The organism is Isoptericola sp. MSGPD8_1_ISO-PGPR-S23-394, assembly GCF_058072785.1.
In genome coordinates this window covers 1,233,797-1,246,363 of sequence record NZ_CM176517.1, presented here as the reverse complement: position 1 = coordinate 1,246,363, position 12,567 = coordinate 1,233,797, and the positions used below count along the sequence as shown (strand labels likewise).

The 12,567-nt window shown below is 74.8% G+C and carries 12 protein-coding genes; 4 read left to right on the top strand and 8 right to left on the bottom strand.

Annotated features, from left to right (window positions below; genetic code table 11):
- Positions 1-10: 10 nt before the first annotated feature.
- The 5 genes from AC3RJ8_RS05480 to AC3RJ8_RS05460 form a co-directional block, all read right to left on the bottom strand.
- Entirely contained in the window at positions 11-1,258 is a 1,248-nt protein-coding gene (locus AC3RJ8_RS05480) for a cysteine desulfurase family protein (protein WP_489714917.1), read from the bottom strand.
- 56 nt (positions 1,259-1,314) lie between these two features.
- Positions 1,315-3,555 carry a PhoX family protein gene (locus AC3RJ8_RS05475; protein ID WP_489714916.1) on the bottom strand — a complete coding sequence of 747 codons (2,241 nt, stop codon included), beginning with the start codon at positions 3,553-3,555 and terminating at the stop codon, positions 1,315-1,317.
- A 126-nt stretch (positions 3,556-3,681) separates the two neighbouring features.
- The gene (locus AC3RJ8_RS05470; RefSeq protein WP_489714915.1) at positions 3,682-4,656 is read right to left on the bottom strand and encodes a molybdenum cofactor biosynthesis protein MoaE; all 975 of its coding nucleotides are present in this window, start codon (positions 4,654-4,656) and stop codon (positions 3,682-3,684) included.
- Positions 4,653-5,144 carry a cyclic pyranopterin monophosphate synthase MoaC gene (moaC, locus tag AC3RJ8_RS05465; protein ID WP_489714914.1) on the bottom strand — a complete coding sequence of 164 codons (492 nt, stop codon included), beginning with the start codon at positions 5,142-5,144 and terminating at the stop codon, positions 4,653-4,655. Before moaC ends, AC3RJ8_RS05470 begins: the two co-directional genes overlap by 4 nt.
- On the bottom strand, positions 5,141-6,472 hold the full coding sequence (locus AC3RJ8_RS05460) for a molybdopterin molybdotransferase MoeA (RefSeq protein ID WP_489714913.1): 1,332 nt from the start codon (positions 6,470-6,472) through the stop codon (positions 5,141-5,143). Before AC3RJ8_RS05460 ends, moaC begins: the two co-directional genes overlap by 4 nt.
- A gap of 96 nt (positions 6,473-6,568) precedes the next feature.
- On the opposite strand from AC3RJ8_RS05460, the gene AC3RJ8_RS05455 reads away from it, so the two are divergent.
- Genes AC3RJ8_RS05455 through AC3RJ8_RS05440 form a run of 4 tightly spaced genes read left to right on the top strand, consistent with a single transcriptional unit; the run spans position 6,569 to position 9,643 of the window.
- Positions 6,569-6,976, top strand: a complete 408-nt coding sequence (locus AC3RJ8_RS05455; protein WP_489714912.1) for a TOBE domain-containing protein — start codon at positions 6,569-6,571, stop codon at positions 6,974-6,976.
- Entirely contained in the window at positions 6,973-7,755 is a 783-nt protein-coding gene (gene modA / locus AC3RJ8_RS05450) for a molybdate ABC transporter substrate-binding protein (protein ID WP_489714911.1), read from the top strand. Before AC3RJ8_RS05455 ends, modA begins: the two co-directional genes overlap by 4 nt.
- Positions 7,752-8,591: an ABC transporter permease gene (locus AC3RJ8_RS05445; RefSeq protein ID WP_489714910.1), complete on the top strand. Its 840-nt coding sequence runs from the start codon at positions 7,752-7,754 to the stop codon at positions 8,589-8,591. The genes modA and AC3RJ8_RS05445 overlap by 4 nt, the downstream gene beginning before the upstream one ends.
- Positions 8,588-9,643 (top strand): sulfate/molybdate ABC transporter ATP-binding protein, encoded by a 1,056-nt coding sequence (locus AC3RJ8_RS05440; RefSeq protein ID WP_489714909.1) that lies wholly within the window; start codon positions 8,588-8,590, stop codon positions 9,641-9,643. Before AC3RJ8_RS05445 ends, AC3RJ8_RS05440 begins: the two co-directional genes overlap by 4 nt.
- 31 nt (positions 9,644-9,674) lie before the next feature.
- Here AC3RJ8_RS05440 and AC3RJ8_RS05435 read toward each other — a convergent pair whose 3' ends face one another.
- Genes AC3RJ8_RS05435 through AC3RJ8_RS05425 form a run of 3 tightly spaced genes read right to left on the bottom strand, consistent with a single transcriptional unit; the run spans position 9,675 to position 12,368 of the window.
- Positions 9,675-10,541, bottom strand: a complete 867-nt coding sequence (locus AC3RJ8_RS05435) for a DUF2705 family protein (RefSeq protein WP_489714908.1) — start codon at positions 10,539-10,541, stop codon at positions 9,675-9,677.
- Entirely contained in the window at positions 10,528-11,487 is a 960-nt protein-coding gene (locus AC3RJ8_RS05430) for an ABC transporter ATP-binding protein (RefSeq protein WP_489714907.1), read from the bottom strand. Before AC3RJ8_RS05430 ends, AC3RJ8_RS05435 begins: the two co-directional genes overlap by 14 nt.
- Entirely contained in the window at positions 11,484-12,368 is an 885-nt protein-coding gene (locus AC3RJ8_RS05425) for a LolA family protein (protein WP_489714906.1), read from the bottom strand. Before AC3RJ8_RS05425 ends, AC3RJ8_RS05430 begins: the two co-directional genes overlap by 4 nt.
- Positions 12,369-12,567 lie beyond the last annotated feature (199 nt).

The window sequence follows — 12,567 nt, the reverse complement described above, 5'->3', positions numbered from 1 at the left end:
CTCCGGGCGTTCACGCGGCACCGCCCATCGACGGACGGGCGGCGACGAGACCGGCGGCCCGTGCCCGTTCGGCCACCTGGGGAAGCGCCGCCAGGAGCCGTTCGACGTCGTCGCGCACGGACGTGGCGCCGAGCGAGAAGCGCAGCGCGCCACGGGCGTCCGTCTCGCTGATCCCCATCGCCAGGAGCACGTGGCTGGGCTGTGGGACCCCGGCCTGACAGGCCGACCCGGTGGAGGCCTGCACCCCGGCCGAGTCGAGCAGGTACAGCAGGGAGTCGCCCTCGGCGCCGGGAAACGTGAAGTGCGCGTTGGCCGGGAGGCGGGCGGGCAGGCCCTCGGGTGTGGTGGACCGGGGTTCGGGCCCGCGCAGCACGGCGTCGGGGACGGCGCGGAGCACCCCGGCGACGAGCTCGTCGCGCAGCGCCGCCAGGGCGACCGCCTGTTCCTCGCGCGCACCGACCGCCTCGGCGAGTGCGACGGCGAAGGCACGGATGGCGGCGACGTCGAGCGTCCCGGAGCGCACGCCACGCTCCTGCCCCCCGCCGTGCGAGACCGCCTCCAGAGGAAGGTCGCGCCGGGCGAGCAGCGCGCCGACCCCGACCGGGCCGCCCAGCTTGTGGCCCGTCACCGTCAGGGCGTCGACGCCCGAGGCGGCGAAGTCGACCTCGACCTGGCCCACGGCCTGGACCGCGTCCGTGTGCACGGGGACGCCGTGGCGGTGAGCGATCCGCGCCACCTCGCGCACCGGCTGGAGCGTGCCCACCTCGTTGTTCGCCCACATCACCGAGACCAGCGCGACCTCGTCGCCGTGGGCGGCGAGCTCGGCGCGCAACGCGTCGAGATCGAGGCGCCCCTCGCCGTCGACCGGGAGCAGCGTGATGTCCGCCCCGGCGTGCCCCGCCAGCCAGAACGCGGGGTCGAGCACGGCGTGGTGCTCGACGGCGGAGACCAGCACGCGCCGTCGCCGCGCGTCCTGGGAACGCCGTCCCCAGAACATGCCCTTGACGGCGAGGTTGTCCGCCTCGGTGCCCCCACCGGTGAAGATCACCTCGCTGGGCCGGGCACCGAGCGCGTCCGCGACGGTCTCCCTGGACTCCTCGACGGCGCGCCGGGCGGCCCGGCCGGCGGAGTGCAGCGACGACGCGTTGCCGGTGCGACCCGCCTCGGCGACGAACGCCTCGAGGGCCGCCGCCGACATGGGCGTCGTGGCGGCGTGATCGAGGTAGGCGCCGGGCGCCTGGGTGGTTGTCACAGTCATCAAGTCTACGAACCACGCCAGGCGCCCGTGTCATCCCGTCGCGCCGCCTCCCGGGATCAGCCCCGGAACTGCTCCCCGGCCTCGGGGCGGAACGAGCTGCGGTTGCGCGATCCCCGGCCCCGGCCACCGCGGCCACCGGGGAACGGCCCCGGCCCGTCGTGCCGGTCGCCGCGGCCGGGGTGCTCGTCGTCCGCGTCCGCGAGGTAGACCTGGATGGTCGACGGCCGCGGGCCGCGCCAGGCGCCCGCCGGCACGTCCTCGTCGGCGTCGAGGTAGTCCGGGAAGTAGGACGTCGGGGCGTCCCAGCTGCCGTCGTCGCCCGGGTGCTGGACGTTGACGTAGGCCATCGAGTCCCGGACGTCGAGCACCGGCCCGCACGTCTCCGCCCGGCGGGGGACGGAGAGGAACTGCTCGACCCGGCCGCGCCGGCGCCCGTAGAGGGTGACCTTGAACAGCCCGTCGCACTTCTGGATCGCCGACGGCTGGCCGTCCGTGGAGATCCACAGGTTGCCGTCGGTGTCGAAGGCCAGGTTGTCCGGGCAGGAGATCGGCGAGACCTTCTCGGCCGGGTAGCCGGAGAAGTACGTGGAGTCGTTGACCTCGGGGTCACCGGCGACCAGCAGCAGGTTCCACGTGAACGTGGTGGCCGTCTGGTCGCCGCCGTCCTCGATGATCTCCACGATGTGACCGTCACGGTTCGAGCCGCGGGGGTTGGCCTCGTCGGCGGGCGCGTTCGACCCGACGCCGCGGTTCGAGTTGTTCGTGCACGCCACGTAGACGCGGCCCGTGAACGGGTTGGGCTCGACGTCCTCGGGGCGGTCCATCTTGGTGGCGCCGACCGCGTCGCCGGCCAGCCGCGTGAAGACGAGCACCTCCTCGAGGGACATGCCCTCGACCTGCGACTCGCCGTCGAGCACGAGCGGCAGCCACTCACCGGTGCCGTCGAACGCGCCGTCGGACGGCACCGCGCCGGAGCCGTCGATCTCGGAGGCCGGCGAGTCACCGGTGAACCGCGCGACGTACAGGTCGCCGGAGGACAGCAGCGTCTTGTTGTGCTCGCGCGCCCAGCGGCTGTTGCCGTGGCGCATCCGCCCGGTCGAGACGAACTTGTAGACGTAGTCGAAGCGCTCGTCGTCACCCATGTAGACGACCGCGCGGTCGTCGTCGGACAGGATGACGTTCGCGCCCTCGTGCTTGAACCGGCCGAGCGCCGTGTGCTTGACGGGCGCGGCGTCCGGGTCGTACGGGTCGAGCTCGACGACCCAGCCGAACCGGTGGTTCTCGTTCTCGAAGCCGGGGTTGTTGCCGTCGAACCGCGGCTCGTCGAGCTCCCAGCCGTACCCGGTCGCGGAGTTGCGCAGGCCGTAGCGGGCGTCGCGCGGGTCGCTCCCGTCCACCCGCAGGTAACCGTGGAAGTTCTCCTCGCCGGAGACGACCGTGCCCCACGGCGTCGTGCCGCCGGCGCAGTTGTTCAGCGTCCCGAGGACTTTCCGCCCGGTCGGGTCGTCCACGGTCTTCAGCAGGTCGTGACCCGCTGCCGGGCCGTCGACGACGAACTCGGAGCCGATGTGGATCCGGCGGTTGAGCCGGGCGATGCGGTCGTACTCCCACGGCGTCCCGGGGCGGTCGCGGCGCAGCTCGACGACCGACATGCCGTGCGCGGCCCGCTCGATCGCGCGACGCGTGGCGGCGTCGTAGGACGCGTCGAACATGATCTGCGGGTTCGTGTACTCGTGGTTGGACACCAGCACGCCGCGCTTGCCGCGCCGGGTCTCGACCATCGAGGTGATGTGCTTCGGGTCCTCGGGCAGGATGTCGAGGTAGTCGCAGTTGTAGCCGAACTGCCTCGCCTGCTGCTCCGGCGTCTGGCGCGCCGGGTCGAAGGCGCGGCCACCGGGCAGGATCGGGTCGCCCCAGCGGATGATCGGCGACCACTCGTACCCCTCGGGGACCACGAAGTCGTCGATCGCCATCGGCTGCGGGTCGATGGCACCGAAGGCCAGCCCCCGCCCGCCCCCGCGGTGCGTCGGCGCGGCGGTCGCGGGCTCGGCGCCCAGCACCTCGGCGCCCACCACGACGGCGGCCGCCGCGGCGGCCACGCCACCGAGCATGACCCGCCGGCTCAGCGCCCGGGAGGCGACGTCGCGGAAGTACTCGTTGGCGCTGAGGTTCGGTGCGGGGTGCGCGCAGGCGTCGGCGCACTTGTAGCGGCAGGTCGCCGCGGCTCGCTTGCCGCGCGCGTAGTGCGGGGCCACCGTGACGGGCAGCTGCGGGCGGGACTCGGGGGCGATCGTCATCGGACACTCCTGGATCGGGACCGGGGGGTCGCGACCGACGGTAGGAACGGTCCGTGGCGCCCCGGCATCGACCGGCCGACCACCCGGTGAACAGCCGATGACCTGCGGGTGGGAGCCCGCCCGAGGTCAGCCGAGCGAACCCACCCACTCGCTGGAGCCGTCGATGAAGCCCTGCTCCTTCCAGATCGGCACCTCGGCCTTGAGCTCCTCGACGAGGTCGCTCGCGCAGGTGAACGCGGCCTGCCGGTGGCCGGAGGCGACGGCCACGACGACGGCGACGTCGCCGATGGCGAGGTCGCCCACCCGGTGCGAGGCGGCGACCCGCACGGTGTCGCCGGTGGCCTCGGCCGTCCGGCGGGCCACCCGGTCGGCGACGCGGGCCAGGACGGCGGCGGCGTCCGGGTGCGACTCGTAGCGCAGCGCGGTCACGCCCCGGCCCTCGTCGTGGTCGCGGACGTGCCCGACGAAGGTGGCGACCGCTCCGCAGGTGTCGTCGCGGACCTCCTCGGCGAGACGTGCCAGGGCGTCCTCGAGCGGGGTGCCCACGACGTCCGCACGCAGCACGACGGCGCCGCCCCGCGGTGCAGGTGGCTGCGAGGGGGCGGGGTGGTCGCCGCCACGGAGCTGGTCGACGGCGTGCGTGAGCACGTCCGCCAGCGCGTCGAGCCCGTCGACCACTCCCCCGACCGATCCGGGCAGGTTGACGACCAGCGTCCGATCGGCCACGCCGGCCGTGCCGCGGGACAGCGCAGCACCGGGGACGGCCCTCTTGCCGGGATCGGTGGGGGCCAGCGAGCGCGCCCGTACCAGCTCCGCGATCCCCGGCACCTCGCGGCCCAGCACGGCCCGCGTGGCCTCGGGGGTGGCGTCCGACGGCGCGATCCCGGTCCCGCCCGAGGTCACGATGACGTCGGGGGTGCCGTCACCCGACTCGAGCAGGTCGAGGAGGGCGTCGCGGACGGGTTCGCCGTCCGGCACCACCAGCACGGGCAGCACCTCCCATCCGCGTGCGGTGAACCACTCGGCCGCTGCAGGCCCGGAGCGGTCCGGGTACGTCCCGGCGGCGGCGCGGTCGGAGGCCACGACGACGGCGGCCCTCACGAGCGCTCCTCGCCGCGGACCCAGTCGCCCGACTTCCCGCCGGACTTCGCCACGACCCCGATGTCCGTGAGCACCGCGGCCTTGTCGACCGCCTTGATCATGTCGTAGAGCGTCAGGCCCGCGACGGTGACGGCGGTGAGCGCCTCCATCTCGACGCCCGTGCGGCCGGTGGTGCGCACGGTGGCGGTGATCTCCACGGTGCCCGCCACGTCGCCGACCGGGGTGATGTCGATCTCGACGCCGGACAGCGGCAACGGGTGGCACAGGGGCACCAGGTCCGGGGTGCGCTTGGCGCCCATGATCCCGGCGACGCGCGCGGTCGCGATCGCCTCGCCCTTGGGCAGGTCGCCGGACGCGATGCGCTCCACGACGTCCGCCCGGGTGCGCAGCACGCCGCGGGCGGTGGCCGCACGCTTCGTGACGTCCTTCGCGGTGACGTCGACCATGTGGGCGGCACCGTCGTCGCGGTAGTGGGACAGGTCGCTCATCTGATCTCCCAGCAGTCGACGTCGTCGCCCTCCTCGAGGTGGGCGACGCCGGGTGGCACGTGCACGAGGAGCGTAGCCGCCGCGAGGTGGGCCAGCAGATGGGATCCCGGTCCGCCGACCATCTCCACGCGGCCGTCGGCGTCGAGGCGCCCCCGGCGGACCTGGTGCAGGGCGGACGGGGAGTCGAGGGGCGCGGCAAGCGGCGCCCGTCGGCGGGGCCGGTGGGCCGTGGCGGCGCCCGTCGACGCGGCCAGGACGGGGCGCAGGAACAGCTCGAAGGACACCAGCGCGCTGACGGGGTTGCCCGGGAACGCGACCAGCGGCACCGCCCTGGAGCTGTCAGACCTGGAGTTGTCAGACTCAGGACGGTCCCTACCCGGCAGCGAGTCTGACAGGCCGCCGAGCACGATGGTCCCGAGCCCCTGCGGCCCGCCGGGCTGGACGGCCACGTGCCCGAACCAGGCGTCGGTGAGAGTCTGGCGCACCACCTCGTAGGCACCGGCGGAGACACCGCCGCTGGTCACGACGAGAGCGACGTCGTCGGGCGCCTCGGCGAGGACCGCCCGCAGCGCGGCCGGGTCGTCGGGCACGACGCGATGGGTGACGCGCGCCCCCACCTCCGCGAGCGCCGCCGTGAGCATGGCGCCGTTGGCGTCGTGCACCTGGGCGTCACCGAGGGTCCGGCCGGCGGGCACGAGCTCGGAACCGGTGGAGACCAGCAGCACGTGCGGGGGTTCGGCGACTTCGACCGCGGCGACACCCGCGGCGACGAGCACGCCGAGCTGCGCCGGCCCGAGCGGGGTCCCGGCCGGGACGACGACGTCACCGGCGGTGACGTCGGAGCCGGTGCGGCGCACGAACGTGCCGGGGTGGACAGGCGCGGCGAACCGGACCGTCGCCGGCGTGCCCGGCTCGGGGAAGGCAGGCGGGTCGGCGTCCTCGATCCTGACGACGGCGTCCGCGCCGTCCGGGATCGCGGCGCCGGTCATGACGGGCGCCGCGGTGCCGCGTGCGAGCGGCGGCGGCTGCGTGCCGGCCGGGACGGGAGCCACGACGGGCAGCACGACCGGGTCCGACGGCGTCGCCCCGGTCGTGTCGGCAGCGCGGACGGCGTAGCCGTCCATCTGCGAGTTGTCGAAGCCCGGTAGGTCCGCGGCCGCGACCGTGCCACCGGCGACGGCGTGCGGCAGCGCGCCGCGACCGGCCCCGTCGAGGAGCGTGGTCAGCGCGAGAGTCCGGCGGCGCGGCCGGGACAGCGCCCGTCCCACGAGGGCGCCGAGCGCCTGCTGATGATCGCCGACCGGTCGCCGCGTCGTCTGGTGGTCCACACCGGCAGCCTACGGCCCGGTCCGGAGCTGCCGGGCGGGGACCCGGCCGGTCGAGCACCGCAGCGCTTCCTCATCCGCGGGTCTAGAGTGGACAGTGTGCCGCAGATGAGGATCAGTGAGGCTGCCGTCTACCTCGGCGTCAGCGACGACACCGTCCGCCGCTGGGTCGACCGCGGACTGCTGACCGCCGACCGGGACGACGCCGGCCGCCAGGTCGTCGACGGGTACGACGTCGCGATGGTCGCCCGCGAGCACGCCACCGCGCCCGGGCTCCCCGACGGGATGAAAAGCTCGGCCCGCAACCGGTTCGTCGGCCTGGTCACCGACCTGACGGTCGACACCGTCATGGCGCAGGTCGAGCTGCAGTGCGGCCCGTTCCGGGTCGTGTCGCTCATGAGCAGCGAGGCGGTCCGTGACCTCGGCCTCGAACGCGGTGCCGTCGCGGTCGCGACCATCAAGTCGACGAACGTCGTCGTCGAGGCACCTGACCGGGGCGTGGCGTGAGGGCGGCACCGACGTCAGGCCTGCGAGGCCGTGCCGCGCTCCTGGCCGCGAGCGCCGCCGTCGCGCTCACGGGGTGCGGCACCGGCGCGACCGCCGACACCACCCTCACGGTCTACGCCGCCGCCTCCCTGTCCGAGGCCTTCGAACAGATCGCGGCTGACTTCGAGGCCGCGCACGACGGCGTCGACGTCCGGCTGAGCGTCGCAGGCTCGTCCAGCCTCGTCGCGCAGATCCAGCAGGGTGCCCCGGCCGACGTCTTCGCCTCCGCCGACACGGCGACCATGGCCATGCTCGTCGCGGACGGCCTGGCGGGCACTCCCCAGGACTTCGCGACCAACACCCTCGAGATCGCCGTCCCGCCCGGCAACCCCGCGGGCGTCGCCACGCTGGCAGACCTCGCCGACCCCGGCCTCCACCTGGTCGTCTGCGCACCCGAGGTGCCGTGCGGGGCCGCCGCGGCCGCCGTCGCCGACCGTGCGGGGCTGACGCTGCACCCGGCCAGCGAGGAGCAGAGCGTCACCGACGCCCTCGGCAAGGTGACCAGCGGGCAGGCGGACGCCGGTCTCGTCTACGTCACCGACGTCGCCCGCGCCGGCGACCAGGTCGAGGGCATCGCGTTCCCCGAGGCCGACTCCGCGGTGAACACCTATCCGATCGCCACCGTCCGCCGCACCGGCCAGACCGGCGACCAGGCCGAGCTCGCCCAGGAGCTCGTCGAGTCCGTCCTCGGCGAGGGCGGCCAGGCGACGCTCGCCGACCACGGGTTCGCCGCACCATGACGGCCGCCCGTCGACCCACCGCGGCCGAGCACGGCACCGACCCGGCCGAGGCTCCCGTCGGGCTGCCTCGCTGGACGTATCTTCCCGCCGCCGGTGGCGGCCTGTTCGTGGTGCTGCCGCTGTTCGCGATGACGACGAGGGTGGACTGGTCGGAGTACTGGAGCCTCGTCACCAGCGAGTCCGCGCGCGCCGCCCTGGTGCTCAGCCTGCAGACGGCGACCGTGAGCACCCTGGTCTGCCTGGTCCTCGGCGTCCCCCTGGCGCTCGTGCTGGCGCGCGGCCGGTTCCCCGGACGGAACATGCTGCGCTCCCTGGTGCTCGTCCCCCTGGTGCTGCCGCCGGTCGTGGGCGGCGTCGCGCTGCTGTCCACGTTCGGCCGCCGCGGCCTGCTGGGCGAGTCGATCGAGGTGCTCGGCCTGCAGGTCGCGTTCTCCACGACGGCGGTGGTCCTGGCACAGAGTTTCGTCGCGCTGCCGTTCCTCGTCGTCAGCCTAGAGGGCGCGCTGCGCACGGCGGGAACGCGGTACGACGTCGTCGCCTCGGGCCTCGGCGCGAGCCCCACCACGGTGCTGTGTCGCGTCACGCTGCCGCTGGTGGGGCCCGGGCTCGCCGCCGGCACGGTGCTCGCCTTCGCCCGGGCCCTGGGCGAGTTCGGCGCCACCATCACCTTCGCGGGCAGCCTGCAGGGCGTCACCCGGACGCTGCCGCTGGAGATCTACCTGCAGCGCGAGACCGACCCCGACGCCGCCGTCGCGCTGTCGCTGCTGCTGGTGGCCATCGCCGTCGTCGTCATCGCCGCGACGCACCGGCGGGGCGCTCAGGGAGCCTCGCGATGACGTTCACCATGACCGCCACCGTGCCGTCGCGCGGGCTCGACGTCCACCTCGACGTCGCGGACGGCAGCACGCTCGCGCTGCTCGGCCCCAACGGTGCCGGCAAGTCCACGGCCCTCGGTCTCGCGGCGGGCACGCTGCGCCCGCACGACGGCGAGATCGGCCTCGCGGGGCGGACGCTGGTGCGCGCCCGGTCCGGCCGGACGACCACCTGGGTGCCCCCGCACCGACGCCGCGTGGCCCTGCTCGCCCAGGAACCGACCCTGTTCCCGCACCTGACGGTCCGCGACAACGTCGCGTTCGGACCGCGGTCCCAAGGACGCTCCCGCCGGACGGCCGGTGCCACGGCCGACGGGTGGCTCGACGTGGTCGGCCTCGCCGGGCTGGCCGACCGCCGTCCTGCCGCGCTGTCCGGCGGGCAGGCACAACGGGTCGCGATCGCACGGGCGCTGGCGGCGGCCCCGCGGCTGCTGCTCCTCGACGAGCCGATGGCCGCCCTCGACGTGGACGTCACCCCCGCGCTGCGCCAGACGCTGCAGCACCTGCTCGCCGAGCGGACCGCCGTCCTCGCCACCCACGACGTGCTGGACGCGCTGCTGCTCGCCGACGAGATCGCCGTCGTCGACGGTGGCCGCGTCGTCGAACGCGGCCCGACGGCACAGGTCCTGGCACGCCCTCGCAGCGCCTTCGCCGCATCGATCGCGGGACTCAACCTGCTGTCCGGCACCTGGACCGGCGACGGTGTCGCCACCGCGGGCAGCGGCGTCGTGCACGGCCACGCCGCGCACCCCGAGGTGCCCGTCGGAGCCGCGATGACCGCCGTCTTCCGCCCCGCGGCCGTCGCCCTGCACCTGGCCGACCCGCACGGCTCGCCCCGGAACACCTTCCGCGCCACCGTGCGGTCGGTGGAACCGCACGGCGACCTGGTGCGCGTGCGCACCGAGCACCTGGCGGCGGACGTGACGCCGCAGGCCGTGGCCGAGCTGTCCCTGGTGCCCGGTCGCGCCGTGGTCGGGACCGTCAAGGCCGCCGAGGTCGACGTCTACCCGGTGTGACACGGGCGCCCTGAGACCGGCACGTCCTCGCTCAGGACGACACGTCCGCCGTCGTGAACCGGCTCCACGCCAGGGCACCGAAGACGGCCACCCACGCCGCCTGCACGGCCAGCCCCGCCAGCAGCGTCGAGGCGTCCACCTCCAGCCGGAGGAACTCCCCGAAGCCGAGCCAGTGGTGCGTCAGCAGCGCCGGGTGGATCGCGGACAGCTGAGGCAGCGCGTCGAGCACCCCGCTGACGATCGCGACGACCACCGTGGCGGCCATCGCCGCCACCGGGACCTCGGTCAGCGCCGACAGGAAGAGCCCGACCGCGACCAGCCCGGTGAGCGACGCGACCACGTAGCCGACCACGCCGAGCGTGCGCAGCATCCCCTCGGCGAGCGGGACCGTGTCGCCCGAGAGCAGGACGACGTCCCCCACGCCGAAGTACGCCGCCCCGGCCAGCAGGCCCACCACGGCGATCGCCGCGACGGCGGCCGCGGCGTACGCCAACGCCGCCACCGCCTTGACGAGCAGCAGGCGGGACCGCGGGACGGGCACCACCAGCAGGTACCGCAGGGTCCCCGCCGACGCCTCCCCGGCGATCGCGTCGCCGGAGACGATCGACACGCACAGGGGCAGGAGGAAGGGCAGGCAGCTCACCAGGGCCGCGAAGACGAGGAACACGCCGTTGCCGGTCACGCGGTCCAGGAACGGCGGCCCCTGACCGGCCACCGGCGTGTCCTGCGTGACGAACAGCACGGTGCCGATCAGCAGGGGGACGGCCGCCAGCCCCGCCAGCAGCACGACGTTGCGCACGCGGCCGAACACCAGGCGGAGCTCGCTGCGCAGCAGGCGGGCCGTCGCCCGCGCGGGTGCTGCCGGCGGCCCGGTCGGCGGAGCATCAGCGAGCGACATCGAAACCCTCCCCCGTCAGGCGGACGAACACGTCCTCGAGCGTGGGCCGGCGGACCTCCAGCCCGAGCAGGTCGATCCCGTCGCCCACCACCGCCTGGGCGACCTTCTCGACCGCCACGCTGCCCAGGGGTGCGGCGACGACCTCGCCGTCGACACGCGCGTCGCCCAGCCCGAGGCCCGCCAGGACGCGCACGAGGTGGTCGCGCTGGTCCGGCCGCGTCGCGACCCGCACCTCGGTGCTGCCCTCATCGGCGATCTCCTCGCGGGGACCCTGCGCGAGCAGCTCGCCCCGGCTCATGATCCCCACGTGCGAGCACACCTGCTCGATCTCGCTGAGCAGGTGCGACGAGACGAGGACGGTCGCGCCCGCGTCGGCGACCTCCCGCACCAGCGCCCGCACCTCGCGGGTGCCCTGCGGGTCGAGCCCGTTGGTGGGCTCGTCGAGCAGCAGCAGGTCCCGCGGCCGCAGGAGTGCCGCCGCGAGCCCGAGCCGCTGCTTCATGCCCAGCGAGTACTGCCGGTACCGCTTGCCCGCCGCTGCCGTCAGACCGACCCGATCCAGCGCTGCCCCGATCCGCCGCGGGCTCGAGCCGGGAGCGGCGGTCGGGTCCGCGGCGTCCAGGCGCCGCAGGTTCGCCTCGCCCGAGAGGTACGGATGGAAGGCCGGGCCCTCGACGAGCGCGCCGACCCGCGGCAGCACCGTCGCGCCACGCCCGGGCATCGACTCGCCCAGCAGCTCGACGGAGCCTGACGTCGGCGAGACGAGACCGAGGAGCATGCGGATCGTCGTCGTCTTGCCCGACCCGTTCGGGCCGAGGAACCCGTAGACCGCACCGCGCGGGACGAGCAGGTCGATCCCGGCGACACCCACCTGCCCCGAGCGGAACCGCTTCGTCAGACCCCGGGTGCGCACCGCGGGGACCGCGGTGCCCGACCCTGCCGTCATCCGGCGCGCTCCACGAGCGTCGCGGCCGGCACGGACCCCGCCAGCACCCGGCCGTCGTCGGTCACCAGCACGGACAGCAGCGCGGAGCTGAGGAGCCGCCCGCCGTCCACCGGGGTCGTGAGCTGCTCGTACAGCGCGCCCGTGTCGAGCTCGGGCATGCCCGGCAGCTCGCCGTCCTCGGACTCCGTGAGCTCCTCGAGCAGGTCGTCGGCGCCGCTCGACCCGGTGCTGCCCTCCGGCAGCCGGCCCTCGGCCGTCGCACCGAGGATCGCCTCGACGTCCACGTCCGTCAGCTCGACGACCGTCTCCCAGCCGGTGCCGGTCACCGCCACGTCCGCATCCTCGCCGAGCGCCTCGCTGCGGGGCTTCTCCATCGTTCCCGGCTGCTCCATCATGGCCGGGTCCGGGAGCGGGACCTCGACCTCGCGCACGTCGGCTCCCGAGGGGGCGGAGAACTCGAACACGCTGGGGTCCGGGGCTTCGAACGAGACGTCGGTGAAACCGACCTCGAGTGCCGGCGCCTCGGTGTCCTGGACGCTCCACACCTGGGTGCGCAGCGGCACGGAGGTCTCGGCGTCGACGGCGATCCGCACCTTGTCGACCAGCGTGCCGTCGGTCTGCGGCCGCAGCTCGACCTGGTACGCCGCACGCCCGGCCACCTCCACGGGCTCGGTGGTCTCGACGTCGGTCGTGACGCGGGCGTGCGCGAGCGCCAGGTCCGCCGCCTCCGCGGGGGTCGGGACGTCGCCTGAAACGCTCGGCCCGGCCGCCTCGTCGGCCAGCGCCTCGTACCGTGCCAGGTCGTCCGGGTCGACGACGTAGTGGACCGCCTCGTCGTCGGCGCTGGAGTAGGTCCACGCCTCCGCCCCCGAGCGGACCACCGAGTACTCCGAGACGTCGCCCAGCAGCGCGGCGCGGGACGAGTCGGCGCCGTCGGACCAGACCCGGACCGTGGTGCTGCCGCCGAGGAGGTCCAGGGGCCGGCCCCCTGGACCTCCGAGACGGTGACGTCCGGCAGGCCCAGCCGGGCCGTGTAGACGACGGTCCCGGAGACGGGGACCTTCTCGGCGACGGCCAGGC